General features: G+C 37.3%; 19 protein-coding genes. All 19 read left to right on the top strand.

The window, feature by feature from the left end:
* Nucleotides 1-20 precede the first annotated feature (20 nt).
* Nucleotides 21-2,057, top strand: coding sequence for a flagellar biosynthesis protein FlhA (gene flhA, locus LIZ98_RS03095; protein ID WP_227138975.1), 2,037 nt, complete (start codon nucleotides 21-23; stop codon nucleotides 2,055-2,057).
* On the top strand, nucleotides 2,054-3,220 hold the full coding sequence (gene flhF, locus LIZ98_RS03100; RefSeq protein WP_227138974.1) for a flagellar biosynthesis GTPase FlhF: 1,167 nt from the start codon (nucleotides 2,054-2,056) through the stop codon (nucleotides 3,218-3,220). The genes flhA and flhF overlap by 4 nt, the downstream gene beginning before the upstream one ends.
* Nucleotides 3,213-4,076, top strand: coding sequence for a MinD/ParA family protein (locus LIZ98_RS03105; protein WP_227138973.1), 864 nt, complete (start codon nucleotides 3,213-3,215; stop codon nucleotides 4,074-4,076). The genes flhF and LIZ98_RS03105 overlap by 8 nt, the downstream gene beginning before the upstream one ends.
* Nucleotides 4,077-4,087: 11 nt before the next feature.
* The gene (locus tag LIZ98_RS03110; RefSeq protein WP_227138985.1) at nucleotides 4,088-5,173 is read left to right on the top strand and encodes a protein-glutamate methylesterase/protein-glutamine glutaminase; all 1,086 of its coding nucleotides are present in this window, start codon (nucleotides 4,088-4,090) and stop codon (nucleotides 5,171-5,173) included.
* Nucleotides 5,174-5,178: 5 nt separating this feature from the next.
* Nucleotides 5,179-7,221: a chemotaxis protein CheA gene (locus LIZ98_RS03115; protein WP_227138972.1), complete on the top strand. Its 2,043-nt coding sequence runs from the start codon at nucleotides 5,179-5,181 to the stop codon at nucleotides 7,219-7,221.
* An 86-nt stretch (nucleotides 7,222-7,307) separates the two neighbouring features.
* On the top strand, nucleotides 7,308-7,757 hold the full coding sequence (locus LIZ98_RS03120; protein WP_034769803.1) for a chemotaxis protein CheW: 450 nt from the start codon (nucleotides 7,308-7,310) through the stop codon (nucleotides 7,755-7,757).
* 7 nt (nucleotides 7,758-7,764) lie between these two features.
* Complete coding sequence (locus LIZ98_RS03125) at nucleotides 7,765-8,406, top strand: chemotaxis protein CheC (RefSeq protein WP_227138971.1); 642 nt, start codon at nucleotides 7,765-7,767, stop codon at nucleotides 8,404-8,406.
* Nucleotides 8,403-8,900: a chemotaxis protein CheD gene (locus tag LIZ98_RS03130; protein ID WP_041848567.1), complete on the top strand. Its 498-nt coding sequence runs from the start codon at nucleotides 8,403-8,405 to the stop codon at nucleotides 8,898-8,900. The genes LIZ98_RS03125 and LIZ98_RS03130 overlap by 4 nt, the downstream gene beginning before the upstream one ends.
* A gap of 83 nt (nucleotides 8,901-8,983) precedes the next feature.
* On the top strand, nucleotides 8,984-9,775 hold the full coding sequence (locus LIZ98_RS03135; protein ID WP_274541930.1) for a FliA/WhiG family RNA polymerase sigma factor: 792 nt from the start codon (nucleotides 8,984-8,986) through the stop codon (nucleotides 9,773-9,775).
* Between the two features lie 33 nt (nucleotides 9,776-9,808).
* On the top strand, nucleotides 9,809-10,117 hold the full coding sequence (locus LIZ98_RS03140) for a hypothetical protein (protein WP_227138970.1): 309 nt from the start codon (nucleotides 9,809-9,811) through the stop codon (nucleotides 10,115-10,117).
* Nucleotides 10,118-10,127: 10 nt separating this feature from the next.
* Entirely contained in the window at nucleotides 10,128-10,691 is a 564-nt protein-coding gene (locus LIZ98_RS03145; protein WP_227138969.1) for a hypothetical protein, read from the top strand.
* Nucleotides 10,692-10,906: 215 nt separating this feature from the next.
* On the top strand, nucleotides 10,907-11,629 hold the full coding sequence (gene rpsB / locus LIZ98_RS03150; protein ID WP_034769810.1) for a 30S ribosomal protein S2: 723 nt from the start codon (nucleotides 10,907-10,909) through the stop codon (nucleotides 11,627-11,629).
* A 125-nt stretch (nucleotides 11,630-11,754) separates the two neighbouring features.
* Nucleotides 11,755-12,636, top strand: coding sequence for a translation elongation factor Ts (gene tsf / locus LIZ98_RS03155; RefSeq protein ID WP_041848564.1), 882 nt, complete (start codon nucleotides 11,755-11,757; stop codon nucleotides 12,634-12,636).
* A 100-nt stretch (nucleotides 12,637-12,736) separates the two neighbouring features.
* Nucleotides 12,737-13,459, top strand: a complete 723-nt coding sequence (pyrH, locus tag LIZ98_RS03160; protein ID WP_227138968.1) for a UMP kinase — start codon at nucleotides 12,737-12,739, stop codon at nucleotides 13,457-13,459.
* Nucleotides 13,460-13,461: 2 nt separating this feature from the next.
* Nucleotides 13,462-14,019: a ribosome recycling factor gene (gene frr / locus LIZ98_RS03165; protein WP_034769814.1), complete on the top strand. Its 558-nt coding sequence runs from the start codon at nucleotides 13,462-13,464 to the stop codon at nucleotides 14,017-14,019.
* A 480-nt stretch (nucleotides 14,020-14,499) separates the two neighbouring features.
* A complete protein-coding gene (locus LIZ98_RS03170) occupies nucleotides 14,500-15,276 on the top strand; it encodes an undecaprenyl pyrophosphate synthase (RefSeq protein ID WP_034769815.1) in 777 nt (258 codons plus the stop codon).
* Between the two features lie 15 nt (nucleotides 15,277-15,291).
* Nucleotides 15,292-16,089: a phosphatidate cytidylyltransferase gene (locus tag LIZ98_RS03175; RefSeq protein WP_108897949.1), complete on the top strand. Its 798-nt coding sequence runs from the start codon at nucleotides 15,292-15,294 to the stop codon at nucleotides 16,087-16,089.
* Nucleotides 16,090-16,235: 146 nt separating this feature from the next.
* On the top strand, nucleotides 16,236-17,393 hold the full coding sequence (dxr, locus tag LIZ98_RS03180) for a 1-deoxy-D-xylulose-5-phosphate reductoisomerase (protein WP_108897950.1): 1,158 nt from the start codon (nucleotides 16,236-16,238) through the stop codon (nucleotides 17,391-17,393).
* A gap of 136 nt (nucleotides 17,394-17,529) precedes the next feature.
* Complete coding sequence (gene rseP, locus LIZ98_RS03185; RefSeq protein ID WP_108897951.1) at nucleotides 17,530-18,786, top strand: RIP metalloprotease RseP; 1,257 nt, start codon at nucleotides 17,530-17,532, stop codon at nucleotides 18,784-18,786.
* Nucleotides 18,787-18,791 lie beyond the last annotated feature (5 nt).

The raw sequence follows: 18,791 nt of genomic DNA on the forward strand, positions 1-18,791 counted from the left end.
TTTAGATAGGGGAGTAAGGAATGAAACTAAAAGATTTATCCGTTGTTTTTGGTGTCATACTTATTGTTGTTATGCTTATTATTCCATTGCCGCCGGGAATGTTGAGCTTTTTAATTATCATAAATATCTCCTTGGCATTGCTTGTTCTTTTGGTGACAATGAACATGCGTGAGGCGCTGGATTTTTCTATTTTTCCTTCTCTCTTATTGATAATGACCTTATTCCGACTTGGTTTAAATGTTTCCACAACACGTTCAATTCTTTCACAAGGTGATGCCGGGGGTGTTGTTGAAACATTTGGAACCTTTGTCGTCGGCGGAAATGTCTTAGTTGGTCTCGTAGTTTTTTTCATCCTCGTAATTATAAATTTTCTCGTCATTACCAAGGGTGCGGAACGGGTGGCAGAAGTAGCGGCTCGGTTTACATTAGATGCGATGCCCGGTAAACAAATGGCCATTGATGCTGATTTAAATGCCGGGATGATTTCCGAACAGGAAGCCCGAAAACGAAGGGAAAAGGTTTCTCGTGAGGCGGATTTTTACGGAGCAATGGATGGAGCAAGTAAGTTTGTCAAAGGTGATGCCATTGCCGGGATTATCATTGTCTTTATTAATCTTATTTTCGGGATTATTATTGGAATGGTTCAAAATGGAATGCCGTTTGGAGAGGCTGCATCCCATTATTCACTTTTGACTGTAGGTGACGGGATTGTCAGCCAGTTGCCGGCGTTATTAATTTCTACAGCAACGGCAATCATTGTAACAAGAGCTGCGTCTGAAGAGAATTTAGGATCCGATGTCATCGCTCAATTATTTGCCTATCCGAAAATGTTGTATGTCGCCGGTGGAACCATTGTTATACTCGGGTTATTTACGCCAATCCAGGATTTTGTCACATTACCAATTGGCGGTATGCTTATTGTCGGCGGATACCGATTGTCCAATGTAGGAAATCGAGAAAAAATGGAATTAGTTGAGTCTGAAGAACAAGTTGCAACAGATGATATGAGGAAACCGGAAAACATCGTCAATTTATTAACGATTGACCCGATAGAGTTTGAATTCGGTTATGGATTAATCCCGCTTGCTGACACGAATCAAGGCGGGGACCTGTTGGACCGGGTCGTCATGATTCGAAGACAATTGGCATTGGAACTTGGTCTTGTTATTCCTGTTGTCCGCATTCGCGATAATATTCAACTTGCTCCGAATGAATACCGAATCAAAATTAAAGGTAATGAAGTCGGAAAAGGTGAAATCTATCTGGAACACTATTTAGCAATTAGTTCCGGAGTTGATGATCCGTCAATTACAGGAATCGATACCGTTGAACCGGCTTTCGGTATCCCGGCAAAATGGATTACAGAAGACATGAAAACAAATGCGGAAATGGCCGGATATACGGTTGTCGATCCACCATCTGTGATTAGTACACATTTAACAGAAGTGTTAAGAAACTATGCTCATGAGCTTTTAGGAAGACAAGAAACAAAACAATTAATCGATCATTTGCAAGAAAATTATCCGATTCTTGTTGAGGAAGTTACACCAAACCCTTTATCTGTGGGTGATGTTCAAAAAGTACTGGCAAAATTGTTAAAAGAGCGTGTGTCCATTCGGAATTTACCGGTCATTTTTGAAACATTGGCTGATTTTAGTAAAGTGACAACAGATCCTGAGATTTTAGCTGAATACGTTCGGCAAGCATTAGCCAAGCAAATAACAAACCAATATATTCAAGAAAATAATCCTCTTAAGGTGATTACATTAAGTGGTCAAGTTGAAAAATTGATTGCTGACCATGTCCAACAAACAGAACATGGTAATTATTTGGCTTTGGATCCGTCAACTTCGCAAGCTATTCTTGAAAATATTCGAAAACAAATTGAACAAATGCAATTGTATAATCAAACGCCGATTATTCTTTGTTCACCGGCTATCCGGATGTACGTTCGAGAATTAACAGAAAGATATTTTCCGCAAGTACCGATTCTATCCTATAATGAATTAGATGCGAATATCGAAATCCAAAGTGTGGGCGTGGTGAATATCAGTTGAAAGTAAAAAAATATATAGCTCCGAACATGCCGGAAGCAATGAAAAAAATCCGTAAAGATCTAGGAAAAGATGCTGTAATATTAAATTCAAAAATTATTTATACAGGTGGCTTTTTCGGGTTATTTCGCAAAAAAAATATCGAAGTCATTGCTGCACTGGATAATGATATGGTCCAACCATCTCAAAAAGAGAAAATCGATTTTCCCCGGATGGAAATGAACACTGAAATGAAGCGAAAAGATCTGCAACCACCGCAACCTGTCCAAAATAAAACAGGGGAAAACAAAGAAATGATTTTAAAGGAAATCCGCGACTTAAAACAATTGATTAAGCAAGTATCAAGTCGGGGGCATCTATCGATTGAACATATCCCGTCTCCGTACAGGGAAATTTACCGAAAATTGTTCAACCAAAACATCAGTGAGACGATTTTACAACAATTAACGGAAGATATATATGGGCATTATTACAGTAAAAAGGAACAGGTGGATGAAAATACCGCATATGATTTTATTGTTCAGTCACTGATGGAGTATATAAAGCCGCTGGAATTTGGAGAGGCGCCTCAAAAAAAGTATATTGCCTTAATTGGTCCTACAGGTGTAGGGAAAACAACAACTTTAGCGAAAATAGCTTCAATAAAAGCGATTGAGCAAAAGAAAAAAGTAGCCTTTATCACAACAGACACTTACCGAATTGCTGCAGTAGAACAATTAAAAACCTATGCGAAAATTTTGAATGTCCCGATTGAAGTTTGCTACAACTTAAATGATTTTAAACAAGCAGTTGAAAAATTTACCGCTTTTGATCATGTTTTCATAGATACAGCGGGGAGAAATTTCCGTAATAAAAAGCATATTGAAGATCTAAAAAAGACCATTGATTTTCATACAGAAATGGAGACATATTTAGTCTTTTCCTTAACTGCGAAAGAGGAAGATTTAGAAACGATCTATCAGCAATTTTCCAACTTACCGATTGATAAATTTATTTTTACAAAGCTGGATGAAACAAGTCGCTGCGGTTCATTGCTTAATCTTTCTTATAAATATCATACACCCATTGCCTATATCACAACGGGTCAAGATGTCCCGGACGATATCATTGTTGCTACGCATGACACTATCATTAATCAAATTGTTGGAGAGACAAACAATGACTGATCAAGCAGAAAAATTGCGTGCTCGGATAAAGCGACAGTTAGATGGTGAACGTGCAAAAACCATTGCCGTCATCAGCGGTAAAGGAGGGGTCGGAAAGTCGAATTTTGCATTAAACTTTTCAATTTCTCTATCAAAACATAGGAAAAAAGTGCTATTATTTGATTTAGATGTAGGTATGGGAAATATTGATCTTCTCTTGGGCAAAACGGCAGAAAAAACCATTGCTCATTTTCTGACAGAAGAATATTCATTAGATGATATTATTCAAAAAAACTATGATATCCATTATATTGCCGGTGGCACGGGTCTAAACCGTGCGATCAAACTTGAAAAGGATCGGGTTGAACACCTGCTTCAGGAATTGAAACATGTTTTATATGATTATGATTACTTGATTTTTGATATTGGCGCGGGGATGAATGATGAACTTGTCCGGCTGCTCTCCGGCATCGAAACGCTTATCGTTGTCGTTACACCGGAACCTACATCGATTTTAGATGCTTATTCCGCAATGAAAATTATTCATTTACAAGTACCGGAAGCAAAATTTTACCTGCTGGGAAATCGAATGAAAAACGAGAAAGAAAACAACACAGTTATGAAACGCTTGCAAGCAGTCATGAATTCATTTCTCCAAAAGGATTGTGAAATTCTTGGATTCTTACCTGAGGATTCTACCATTATTTCGGCTGTAAAGAATCAGATTCCTTTTCTTTTGTTCAAACCGAATTCAAATGCGGCCAAGCAAATGAGGATAGTAACGAAAAACTATTTGATGAAAAATGATAGTTTGGAGCAAACGCAGAAAGAGGATCATTTTATTGAAAGGTTAAAACATTTCTTATTAAGAAAGTAGGTTATTTTATGATGAATCCAATCAAAGTTTTGGTTGTTGATGATTCTGCATTTATGCGTGCGCTTATTAAAGATTTATTGTCGAATGATATGAGAATCCAAGTTGTTGGAACAGCAAGAAACGGATTAGACGCATTGGATAAAATAAAAAGATTGAAACCCGATGTTGTTACACTAGATGTTGAGATGCCTGTAATGGACGGGATTGACGCATTAAAAAACATCATGGATGAATCCCCTTTGCCGGTTATTATGGTTTCAAGTACAACGACAGAAGGAGCAAAAAATACGATACTGGCCATGCAATATGGTGCCTTTGACTTTATTGCAAAACCAAGCGGATCCATCTCTCTTGATTTATATAAAGTGAAAGATGAATTGATTAATAGAATTTTAGAAACAAAGCGTGTGAATTTAAAACAGCTAATCCAGGCAGACCCAATTGAACCAAAACCACTAACGACCATTGATGATAATTGGAAACAATGTTCTGTACTTAAAACAAATTCGTATCGGCAGGGAAAAAAACTTGTTTTAATTGGTACATCAACCGGTGGGCCAAAGGCACTTGAAAAAGTATTAACCTGTTTACCCAGAAATTTACAAGCTCCGATTCTTGTTGTCCAACACATGCCTAAAGGGTTTACAAAGTCCTTGGCTGAACGATTGGATGCGATCAGTGAGATTCATGTCAAGGAAGCGGAAAACGGTGAAATTTTACAAAATGGTGTTGCTTATATCGCCCCCGGGGGACTGCATCTAGTCGTCAGAAAAGTAGGGAAAACGCTTGTCACGGAACTTAGCACGGAACCACCGCTTAAGGGACACCGCCCAAGTGTCGATAAATTGTTTTCATCAGCCAGTCAACTTCGAGATTATCAGAAAGTAGCTGTTATCATGACGGGAATGGGTTCGGACGGAACAGAAGGATTAAAACAATTAAAGCAATCAAAGAACATTTATGCCATTGCCGAATCCGAAAAGACTGCAATCATATTTGGAATGCCAAAATCTGCGATAAACTCCGGGTATATTGATTATGTTATTGATTTGGATAAAATTGCAGACCAAATTACAAAAATTGTTAATGAGGGATGAGTGTTATGGAAATGAGCCAATATTTAGAAGTTTTTATCGAAGAAAGCAGGGAGCATATTCAAAGTTGTAATGAGAACCTTCTGAAGCTAGAAAATGATCCGGATAATTTGGAACTTGTTAATGAAATTTTCCGTTCTGCCCATACGTTGAAAGGGATGTCAGCAACAATGGGCTTTGAAGATATGGCAAATTTGACACATCAAATGGAAAATGTCCTTGATGGGGTCAGAAATGGCAAATATAAATTTTCCTCAGACTTATTGGATATTATCTTTATGGCAATCGATCATCTGGAAAATATGGTAAACTCAATTGCTACTGGCGGTGAAGGCAAAGAAGATGTGTCGGATGCAATCAATAAATTAAAGATGATTGAATCCGGAAAGATAGTAAACCAAACGGACACACCTCAACCTGCTGAAATCGGTGATACAAATATTTCAAAAACCAATTTGAATTATGATCAATTTGAAATAACGGTATTGGAACAGGCGAAAGAGCAAGGTTACAAGGTTTATGAAGTTTCCGTATTTATCCGTCCCGACTGTTTATTGAAAGCTGCGAGAGTTTTCATGGTTTTTGATGTTCTGGAAAAAATCGGGGACATTATTAAATCCGTTCCGAACGTTGAACAGTTAGAAGAAGAGCAATTTGAAAATGAGTTTGTTGTTACAATTGTTACCCATGATTCAATGGAAGATATAGAGAAAAAAATCATGAAAGTATCAGAAATTGAAAAAGTAACTGTCGTACCACTGGAAATTTCTGATTTAAAGAAAATGAACAATGAAGACAGTCCGGATGAAAACATTGAAAAAAATGTTTCTCAACATGTCGTAGAACAAAAGAAAAAAGAGGCTTCTTCTGCTAGGGATACAACCGATAAGAAAATTACTTTATCAAATAAGACAATACGTGTAAATATTGAGCGGTTGGATGCGCTTATGAATCTTTTTGAGGAATTAGTAATTGATCGTGGAAGGCTTGACCAGATTGCGAAAGAACTGAATCATCAAGAATTAAGTGAAACTGTTGAAAAGATGTCGCGTGTGACAAATGATCTTCAATCAGTTGTATTAACAATGCGAATGGTGCCTGTAGAAGCTGTTTTTAATCGCTTTCCGAAAATGGTTCGCAGCCTGTCCCGGGAATTAGGGAAAAAGATTCATTTACAAATTATCGGACAAGAGACTGAATTAGACCGTACCGTTATTGATGAAATTGGTGATCCTTTAGTCCATTTACTAAGAAATTCAGTCGATCATGGGATTGAAATGCCTGAAGAACGGTTACGAAAAGGAAAACCGGAAGAGGGTACTATCCAATTGAAGGCATATCATAGCGGTAACCATGTCTTCATCGAAATTACCGATGACGGTGCAGGAATTAATCGCGAAAAAGTGGCACGAAAAGCGGTTGAAAAGGGAATTATTACGGAAGAACAAATGAATCAATTGACCGACAAAGAAATTTTTAATTTGATTTTAACATCCGGTTTTTCTACAGCCGATAAAATTTCTGATATTTCCGGTCGCGGAGTTGGTCTCGATGTCGTAAAAAACACAATTGAATCATTAGGCGGCACGATATCTGTCCATTCGGAGGAAAATGTCGGGACAACCTTTTTAATTCAATTACCGCTGACATTATCGATCATTTCCGTTATGTTGGTAGAAGTTCAAAAAGAAAAATATGCGATTCCGTTGACATCGATTATTGAAACGGCCATTTTCAAAAAGTCGGAAATTTACTATGCCCATGAGCAACCGGTTATTGATTTCCGAGGGAAGGTAGTACCGATACTATCTTTACAAGAAATTTTTCAAGTTCCTAAAGTTATCGAAGGAAATGATTATATTTCAACTGTGATCATTCGAAAAGGGGACAAGTTGGCGGGTTTGGTTGTTGATTCCTTTATTGGACAAGAGGAAATCGTATTAAAATCGTTGGGAAACTACTTAACAAATGTCTTTGCCATCTCCGGTGCAACCATTTTAGGCGATGGACAAGTCGCATTGATTATTGACTGCAATGCTTTAATTAAATAATTCTTTATCATTGAATTCTTGACTGTCAAAATGTTTCTTTTTCGTTAACTCCAGCAGTTGATCTAATTGGAAAGGAAGAGGATGTCATGCCTGTTCAAACAGAAGCGAAGGAACAAAAAGTTGTCGTTTTTTCCTTAAATCAAAAAGAGTATGCTTTAGATGTTCAACATGTTGTATCAATTGAAAAAATGCAACATTTTACCAGAGTCCCTCATGTACCAAATTATATTAAAGGGGTCATTAATTTGCGTGGGGTGATTATTCCCATTATTGATTTGCGAACCCGTTTTCAAGTAGAGGCGGCTGAATATAATCAAAATACGAGAATCATCATTGTTTCCATGGCAGATAAAGAGGTCGGTCTTATTGTCGATGAAGCAAATGATGTGATGAATATTGATATGGATACCATTGAATCTCAACCTGACGTAATCGGCACGGAAAGGCAAAATTATATCGCCGGTGTTGTAAAAATTCAGGATCGACTGCTCATCTTGTTAAAACTGGAAAAAATATTAAATTTTCAAGAGGATTGAGTGATGCGTGTTGAATAATAATTCCTTAAATTCCTTTCAATTAGATATTTTGAAAGAAATCGGTAATATTGGAGCCGGAAATGCTGCCACCGCTCTTTCCGGCTTACTAAATAAAAAAATCGAAATGAATGTACCCAGTGTTCAGGTTGTATCATTTGAAGAAATGATGGAACTGGTTGGCGGAGCGGATATGGTTGTGGCAGCCGTATTTCTACAAATTGATGGGGACTTAACAGGAAATATGTTCTTTTTATTGCCGATTAAACAAGCGACGATATTTATTCAGCAGTTGACGGGAATGTCGGATTTTTCTTTTGATGAGCCGTCCGTTCCTGAACTCGCTTTATCCGCATTTCAGGAAATGGGGAACATCTTGGCCGGTTCTTATTTATCTGCTCTTTCCGATTTTTTGCAAATGCATATCGTTCCATCGGTTCCTGCAGTAGGAATTGATATGTTTGGCGCCATTATCAGCTATGGACTGATTGAAATATCCCAGGTAAGTGATTTTGCAATTGTCATCGATACTGAAATAAAAGACCCGGACACAATGAATGAATCTGACCTTTATAAAGGCCATTTTTTCTTACTACCTGATCCCGATTCATTTGTAAAACTTTTTACGAAACTTGGGGTTGACATGGAATGATACAAGAATCCATCGTTATAAAAGTCGGAATCGCCGATATGAAAATTGTTACTGCGCCAAATACAATTCGAACATCTGGTCTTGGTTCTTGTGTCGGTGTTGTTTTATATGACTTGCAGAAAAAAATTGCCGGATTGGCCCATATTATGCTTCCTGATTCTTCTTTGGCCAGAGGGGAAACCATTCATAAAGCCAAATATGCGGATACTGCCGTCGAATGTCTTATTCAGCTGTTGGAAAAAGAAGGGGTAAATAAAAAGCAATTGAAAGCAAAAATTGCCGGTGGTGCAGAAATGTTTAAATTTATGACAAAAACTGACATCATGCGGATCGGTCCAAGAAATGTCGATGCAGTAAAACAAGAACTGAAGAGGTTTTCTATTCCACTTGTTGCCGAAGATGTAGGCGGCTCCAGTGGAAGAACGATTGAATTTTCCCCCGAATCAGGGAAATTAATGGTCAGAACGGTAAATCAATCGAGTAAAGAAATATGATCATTTATTATCATGTTTCCTTTCAATTTATGAAGGCTAAAACAATCGATTTCGCAGCGAATGTATTAAAGGAGGGGGTCATTTTGCCTTATACAGTTAATTCTGATCAAAACGACCAAACAGAAGGGAATATGGCAGAAGATTCTCTGTTTTATCAATGGTTGAAGCATCACGATGAGAAAATAGGAAATCAACTTATTGAAAAATATACACCACTGGTTCACCTAATCGTGGAAAAAATATATAAAAATGTTCCCAAATCAGTCATAAAGGATGAATTATTAAGTTTAGGATTTTCCGGTTTGTTTGAAGCAATGCAAAAGTATGACCCCAGCCGGGAATTAAAATTTGAGACGTATGCAACATTTCGGATTCGTGGCGCTATTTTGGATGGACTAAGAAAAGAAGATTGGTTACCGCGAAAAACACGGGAAAAAATGAAAAAGTTGGAAACAACCATTGCCAGATTGGAACAAAAATATTTACGCAATGTTACTCCTGAAGAAATTGCCAAAGAGACGGAATTGTCAGTAGAAGAAGTGCATTCGTTATTAGGTGACAATTTTTTTTCAAACATCCTCTCTATCGATGACCATACGAATCAAAAGGGCGACGAGAAAGAGTCCCAATCCTTTGTTATTCGTGACGAAAAAGTGAAGACACCTGAAGAAAGCTTATTATTTGCAGAAAAAATTAATGAGTTAAAGAAGGCTATCGAAAAATTATCACAGAATGAGCAACTTGTGTTAAACTTATTTTATAAAGAAGAATTAACATTTACTGAAATCGGTCAAATTTTAGAACTTTCTACATCAAGAATCTCACAAATTCATACGAAATCCATTCAAAAGTTAAAAGCATACTTAAATACGTAATATAAACGATGCAAATAAAGGCAGGCGGTTTCTATGAGTTTGAAAGCTGTTGAAATGCAAATTGCCTTACCGAGGACTCAAGATGCGGGAAAATCGCAAAGTGAATGGAATAATCGGGCACTGCTCATGAATTTGCAGGCACATGTAGCAGTTCAAAAAGAAGCTGATAAAAAGCGAAAAACGGTTTCTGAAAATGAAGAAGCATATTTAACAGAGTGGAAAGACGATACGTCCGGTCGGGATCATGACCTTCCACCTACACAATTAAAAGAGATTGATCATCATTCTGAAGAACAAGTTCAACACCCTTTTAAAGGACATCATATCGATTATCTTGGGTAAGGAGTAAGAAATGGTCTACTTAATTGTTCTTACACTCATCATATCATTGTTAGCATTATTCGCTGTAATCATATTATATATCCGTCAAAACCGGCTTTTTCATATTGAAAAGAGATATAAACAATTAAATGATGAGTTGGAAGCAAGTGTTTCTGCATTTATAATTGAAATGAAAGAAGAGAACGAGGCATTTATTAACAAAATAAAACAGCTGCAATCCTCTGATAAAAAGAATGAAACGATTGAGCCTGTAAATTTAAATATCGAACGAAACGATAAAGATACAGTTGAATATGGAACGGATTATCAAGTTCATCCTGTGTCACCGCCACTATTTGCAGGAATCAAAGAATATCAAAAAGCGGTAAAGCAAACAACGGATATACCCGAAAAGGAAACAAATGTTCGCAAGGAAGATCCATTCGAGGCGCAATCAGCAGCTGATTCAGACCTGCACAAAATAAAACAACTATTGAATGCCGGATATTCGATTGATGAAATAGCCAAAACTTTACATAAAGGAAAAACAGAAATTGAACTGTTAATTAAGTTTTCTCCGGATTTTTTTAATTAAAAAGCAATAAAGAAATGAAAGGATTCCAAAGTCGAGTCCTTTTTTTATAATAACTTGATTGTCATTAACGGTTATGTTATATTATTTACTGGTGTGAATACACACGTTCATGGATTTAAGCAGAGGTGCTGTTTGTCAAAGTCTAATGACATGACAGTCCTGTTTAAAGAAGAAGTGAACGGAGGAAAAGAAAACCATTTAGGAGGAAAATTTTTATGTCAGTACTTTCAATGAAGCAATTGCTTGAAGCCGGTGTACATTTTGGACACCAAACGCGCCGTTGGAACCCGAAAATGAAAAAATATATTTTCCAAGAGCGAAACGGTATTTATATCATTGACCTGCAAAAAACGGTGAAAAAAGTTGAAGAAGCATACAACTTTATTAAAGAAGTTGCGGCTGACGGCGGGAAAATTTTGTTTGTCGGGACAAAGAAACAAGCCCAAGAATCGGTAAAAGAAGAAGCCGAACGTGTTGGAATGTACTATGTCAACCATCGCTGGTTAGGTGGTACATTAACGAACTTTGAAACGATCCAAAAACGAATTCAACGTTTGAAAGATCTTGAAAGAATGGCTGAAGACGGTACTTTTGACGTACTGCCGAAAAAAGAAGTAGGCCAATTGAAAAAAGAACAAGAAAAATTGGAAAAGTTCCTTGGTGGAATTAAAGATATGAAAGAATTGCCTGATGCATTATTTGTCATTGATCCACGCAAAGAACGCATTGCAGTTCAAGAAGCACGTAAATTAAACATTCCGATTGTCGGTATTGTTGATACAAACTGCGATCCGGATGAAATTGATTATGTGATTCCGGCAAACGATGATGCGATTCGTGCCGTGAAATTATTAACCGGTAAAATGGCTGATGCAATTATGGAAGCAAGACAAGGTGAAGAAGAAGCAGTTGTAGAAGTTGAACCTGCTGCTGAGTAAAGGGATGAAGGTGATAAGAGGGAAAGCCCTTATCACCTTTTTTTCGAAACAATCATAGAAAATAATAAATCTGATGAATACTATTATTGTACATAACAAATGAAGATATTTAGGAGGAAAGGTACATGGCTATTACAGCACAGATGGTAAAAGAGTTACGTGAAAAAACTGGTGCAGGAATGATGGATTGCAAAAAAGCTTTGACTGAAACGGATGGTGATATGGAAAAAGCCATTGATCTTCTTCGTGAAAAAGGAATTGCAAAAGCTGCGAAAAAAGCCGACCGCATTGCTGCTGAAGGGATTACTTACATTTTGACTGAGGGTAATAATGCCGTTATTTTAGAAGTAAATGCGGAAACGGATTTTGTTGCTAAAAACGAACAATTCTTAACGCTAGTAAAAGAAATTGCTGCACATTTATTAGCCAAAAAACCGCAAACCGTCGAAGAAGCACTTGAACAAAAGATGGAAAACGGTGCAACTTTAAATGAACATATCAATTCCGCCATTGCAAAAATCGGTGAAAAAATTACTTTACGTCGTTTTGCCGTTCTTACAAAAGGTGCAGAAGATGCATTTGGCGCTTACCAACATTTAGGCGGCCGCATTTCTGTGCTTACCGTACTAGAAGGAACGACAGATGAAGCAGTAGCGAAAGATGTGGCAATGCACGCAGCAGCGTTAAATCCAAAATATGTCAGCCGTGAACAAGTACCTACAGATGAAGTTGAACGCGAAAAAGAAGTACTGAAACAACAAGCATTAAATGAAGGGAAACCGGAAAACATCGTTGAAAAAATGGTCATTGGCCGTCTAAATAAATTTTATGAAGAAATTTGCCTGTTAGAGCAACCGTTTGTAAAAAATCCGGATGAAAAAGTTAGTCAATATGTAAAATCCAAAAATGCCACAATAAGAGAATTTATTCGTTACGAAGTCGGTGAAGGATTAGAAAAACGCCAAGAAAACTTTGCAGAAGAAGTTATGAATCAAGTGAAAAAATAATCATGTCATAAGGTTGACCTGTGAGAGGCTTTCAATGCTTATTCTTCTACACAAGTCAACCTTTTTACAGACAAGAAATTATACATATCGGGGGTTTTTTATGGAAAATCCAAAATATAAGCGTATCGTCCTAAAGTTAAGTGGTGAGGCATTAGCCGGTGACACAGGTTTCGGAATCAACCCAAAAGTAATTAAATCAATTGCTACTCAAGTAAAAGAAGTTGCCCAAATGGGTGTAGAAGTAGCAGTTGTTGTCGGGGGCGGTAATATTTGGCGCGGAAAAATTGGCAGTGAAATGGGTATGGATCGTGCAACCGCAGATTATATGGGAATGCTTGCAACAGTCATGAATTCCTTGGCATTACAAGACAGTCTGGAACAACTCGGTATTGAAACGCGGGTACAAACATCAATCGAGATGCGGCAAGTAGCTGAACCATATATTCGTCGCAGAGCGATTCGTCATCTCGAAAAAAAACGGGTAGTTATTTTTGCTGGCGGCACCGGAAATCCATATTTTTCAACCGACACAGCGGCCGCTTTACGGGCAGCTGAAATTGAAGCAGAAGTTATTTTAATGGCTAAAAATAATGTGGATGGTGTGTATTCTGCTGATCCTTTAAAGGATAAAAGTGCAAAAAAATATGCACAGCTTTCTTATTTAGACGTCATTAAGAACGGATTACAAGTTATGGATTCGACAGCCTCATCCCTATGTATGGACAATGATATTCCACTTATTGTATTCTCAATTATGGAAGAAGGTAATATTAGGAAAGTTGTCCTTGGTGAAAATATTGGAACGATAGTAAGGGGGAAATAAACGTGGCAAAACAAGTAATGGCCGATGCTAAAGAACGTATGACAAAAGCCGTACAAGCTTATACCCGGGAACTCGCTTCAATTCGTGCCGGGCGAGCAAGTGCCTCATTGTTGGATAAGATCGCCGTTGAATATTACGGAGTTCCAACGCCAATCAATCAATTGGCATCCATCTCCACACCGGAAGCGAGATTGCTTATGATTCAACCTTATGACAAATCGATTGTCAGTGATGTTGAAAAAGCAATTATGAAATCAGACTTAGGTTTGAATCCAACGAGTGACGGATCCGTTATTCGGATTGCAATCCCTCCTCTGACAGAAGAACGTCGGAAAGAACTGGTGAAACTGGTGAAAAAGGAGTCGGAGGAAGCGAAAGTTGCTATTCGTAATATTCGTCGTGATGCAAATGATGATTTGAAAAAGTTAGAAAAAAATGGTGAATTGACGGAAGATGACCTGAGAGGTTATACCGATGATGTGCAAAAATTAACGGATGAATTTATCGCCAAAATTGATCAGATTACGAAAGAGAAAGAAAAAGAAATTTTAGAAGTATAAGCTTCCTTTCATTTAATATTTAATTTTCAAAAAACCCCTGCTTTCGGGGTTTTTTCTTTATCTCTTTTCCTTTATAATTAATTAAGCATAAAAACAAATCAACTTTTCCAAGATCGGACAAGTTTTGTTCCTTTCATTTTTTAATGATAGAGTCAGGCACTATTGAGCGCTAATAAAGTTTTAGAGGAATTCTTGTATGGATTGAATAGGCCGAGATTCGAACAACAAAATATTGCATTTTGAGCGTAAATTTTCGTTTTTAGAATGTTAACTTGAATGATTAATGATAAAATTTGTGAGCGATTTTTCTTTTGTTTTGGTATGATATAAGAAGTTATAAAATACATATGAGCATAATCAGGAATAATCAACGTAAATAGGACCTTTAGAAAATTTATATATACTAAAAACGTATAACCATAAAAGGAAAATCGCACGCAAGTTTGAATTCTTCTGCTGACGAAAATTGGAGGATGAAATATGTTTTATAAAAAACTTTTTAATAAACAAAGTTCCATACCGGAAAGTATAAAGGAACGGATGGAATTGGTGAAAAGCCAAGCTGTACCCGATCATGTAGCAATTATTATGGATGGAAACGGCAGATGGGCAAAAAGTCGTGCTTTACCCAGAATTGCCGGACACCATGAAGGGATGAAGGTCGTACGAAAAATAGCCATTTTAGCAAATAATATTGGTATTCAAACATTGACCTTATTTGCTTTCTCTACGGAAAATTGGAAAAGGCCGAAATCGGAAGTGGATTATCTGATGAAATTACCTGCCGAGTTTTTGGATATTTATTTACCTGAACTAATCGATAATAATGTGAAAGTTCAAGTGATCGGTGAGAAAGAAAAAATTCCGAGTCATACATTACTGGTCGTAGAAAAAGCGATAGAAAGAACAAAAAACAACAATGGATTATTGTTGAATTTTGCGCTAAATTATGGAAGTCGTTCCGAAATCATTATGGCAATCAAAAATATTGTCAAAGATATTAAATGTGGAAATATCAATGAAAGAGATATAAATGAAGATATTTTTTCGCAATATTTAATGACAAAAGACTTAGCTGACCCGGACTTATTGATTCGGACAAGCGGAGAAATTCGGTTAAGTAATTTTATGTTATGGCAATCAGCTTATACGGAATTATGGTTCACAGATTGTTTATGGCCGGATTTTGATGAGGGACATTTTTTAGATGCTATTGAACAATATCAAAAACGTTCACGTCGTTTTGGCGGAATATAAAGGTGAGGTTTATAAATGACTCAAAGAATTATCACAGCTATCATCGCAGCACTAATCTTTTTACCAATTGTATTTATTGGCGGTATTCCGTTTGTTATATTAATATATATTATGGCTTCAATATGTTTATTTGAAATTCTTCGCATGAAAAAAATCAGCTTGATGACAGTTCCTGGTATTTTGTCGCTGTTCCTTTTATGGATATTTCTTTTACCAATTAATTATTTGAATTTTGTTCAGCAAATAGGTTTGGAAGGAAAAACCGCTCTTTTCTTTTTGGGAGTACTTATCTTTTTATGTTATTCATTCATTAGTAAAAATACGTTTTCATTTGAACATATTGGTTATTGTCTGTTATCCGTTTTATATATAGGAATCGGATTCTATTATATAATAGAAACGAGAGCTGTTGGGGTTTTGTTTATTTTCTTTGCATTGTTTTTAATATGGGCCACCGACTCGGGAGCCTATTTTGTCGGTCGGGCATTAGGAAAAAGAAAATTAGCCCCACACATTAGCCCGAACAAAACGGTAGAAGGATCAATTGGCGGGATCATTACTGCGATCATCGTTGCGCTTCTTTTTTACTTCTTTACGGATATTAACCTGGAATTCCAATTGTTTGAACTGATGATTGTTACAGTAATATTATCTATTTTCGGTCAATGTGGTGACTTGGTGGAATCCGCTTTAAAACGGTACTATCATGTTAAGGACTCTGGAACAATATTACCGGGTCACGGCGGTATGCTCGACAGGGTTGATAGCTGGTTGTTTGTTATGCCACTCCTTATTTTGTTGCGAATGTTATAATGTAGGGTCATTTTTCTTATAATCCCGACCATACGGGTATGTCTTGTAAGCCCGACACGATATGCACAAGTGAGGAAGATAGGTGAGAGTAGGGGCGACCGCTTACGTATTTTTTTATAAAAGGTATGATTTCGAGGTGAATTTGTTTGAAAGGAATTAGTTTATTAGGTGCAACAGGATCAATCGGAACACAAACCATAGATATTATTCGGTCCAATCGAGATCAGTTTGAACTTGTTGCCATTGCAGTTGGTAAAAATTTGGAATTAACCAGGGAAATTATCAATGAATTCCACCCCAAACTTGTTTCCGTTCAAAATCAAGCGGATGCAGCGATATTACAACGGGAATTTGCGGGTATCAGTAAAATTTTATCTGGTGATGAAGGCTTAATTGACGTGGCTGTTCATCCTGATGCAAATGTGTTCGTCAATGCCATTTTGGGCAGTGTTGGATTAGTTCCGACATTGAATGCGATAGAGGCGGGGAAAACCATTGCTCTTGCGAATAAGGAAACATTAGTAACTGCCGGGCATATTGTGATGACGCGGGCACGTGATCGGAAAATTCCTGTTTTACCTGTAGATAGTGAACACTCAGCCATTTTCCAGTGTTTACAAGGAGAACGACAGAAAAATGTTGAAAGATTAATTATTACTGCATCAGGTGGAAGTTTTCGGGACAAAACAAGAGAAGAACTATTGGATGTGACCATTGAAGATGCCTTACATCATCCAAACTGGTCGATGGGTGCAAAAATTACGATCGATTCAGCCACGATGATGAATAAAGGGCTGGAAGTAATTGAAGCTCATTGGTTATTCGATCAACCCTATGATAAAATTGATGTACTTCTCCATCGAGAAAGTACGGTACATTCGATGGTTGAGTTTCATGATGGCAGTATCATTGCCCAACTGGGTACACCTGATATGCGCATCCCGATACAATATGCGTTAACTTATCCGGAACGAACACCGACTAATGCAGCTCGTTTGGATTTGACCGAATTGGGGACACTCCATTTTCAAAAAATGGATTTTAATCGGTATCGTTGTCTTCGTTTCGCATATGAAGCAGGCAGGAGGGGCGGTACCTTACCGGTTGTATTAAACGCAGCGAACGAGGTTTGTGTTCAGGCTTTTCTGAACGGAAAAATAAAGTTTCTTGAAATAGAAGATGTAATTGAATGGGCGCTGGAAAATCATGTTCCGACAGCAAATCCCGATTTAGATACAATTCTTTCCGTTGATCAGGAAACAAGGGAGATCGTTACGAAACATCTGGTCAGTCGTTTTCATTAAAGGCGTTGTTCAAAAAGTCCCGGAAATAGTTTTCTTTTTTCAACCGCTTTAAGGATAGTGTTTTCTCACTGATTGCGATTCTTTCTTTTTGAACACGTACATAAAAAATTTTTCTATAACAAAGGTGGTATGATAAGTGAGTACACTTTCGACCGTGCTAGCTTTTATTTTATTGTTTGGCGCTTTAGTGTTTTTTCATGAGCTAGGTCATTTTATATTTGCAAAGCGTTCGGGAATTTTGTGTCGTGAGTTTGCGATCGGTTTTGGACCAAAAATATTGGCTTTCAATAAGAATGAAACAACCTATACGATCCGGTTACTGCCCTTAGGCGGATATGTCCGAATGGCAGGGGAAGATCCGGAACTTATTGAATTGAAACCGGGTTTGCGGGTTGGTTTAATTTTAGATAAAAATGAGATTGTAAAAAAAATTATTATCAATCGGAAAGAAAAATATCCGGATGCTCGAATTATTGAAATTGAACAAGCTGATATCGAAAAAGATTTATTTATTACCGGTTATGAAGAAGAGGAAGAAGAAACGATTAAATCCTATAAAATTGATGAAAAAGCGGTCTTAGTGGAAAACGGCATCGAATCACAAATCGCTCCAATAGACCGTCAATTTTCTTCTAAATCGTTATTGGCCAGGACATTAACCATTTTTGCCGGTCCGTTGTTTAATTTTATTTTAGCAATCGTCGTGTTTATTTTACTTGGTTTCATTCAAGGTGTGCCATCAAATGAGCCAATGTTGGGGGAAATTACTAAGGATGGTTCTGCAATGAAAGCCGGCCTGAAACAAGGAGATATTGTCCATTCTATTGATGATGCGGAAGTTTCAACTTGGCTAGATATTGTTGAAATTATTCAGGAGAATCCAGGGGATCCGCTCACTTTCCACATCGAGAGAGATGACAAACAGATGGACATCCAAGTAACCCCGCAAAATATAGAGGGGGAAGGGAAAATTGGTGTTTATCAGCCGATGAATAAATCTTTTGGTCAAGCCTTTGTCTACGGTTTTACGGAAACTTGGTTTTGGACGAAACAAATTTTTGTCATTCTTGGCGATTTAGTAACGGGCGGTTTTACCATTGATGCTTTCTCGGGACCGGTCGGGATTTATGCCTCGACTGAAGCTGTCGCCCAATCCGGTATATTTAATTTATTCCGATGGGGTGCGCTATTAAGCATTAACCTCGGTATCATGAACTTATTACCAATACCGGCACTTGACGGAGGAAGATTATTGTTTTTTGGAATTGAAGCATTACGTGGGAAACCGATCGATAAAAACAAAGAAGGTTTCGTGCACTTTATCGGTTTTGCTTTATTAATGTTATTGATGATTGTTGTTACATGGAATGATATACGAAGATTTTTCCTTTAATATAA

Origin of the sequence: Caldibacillus sp. 210928-DFI.2.18, from assembly GCF_020554505.1 — a bacterium.
GTDB classification, from domain to species: Bacteria; Bacillota; Bacilli; order Bacillales; family Caldibacillaceae; genus Caldifermentibacillus; species Caldifermentibacillus hisashii.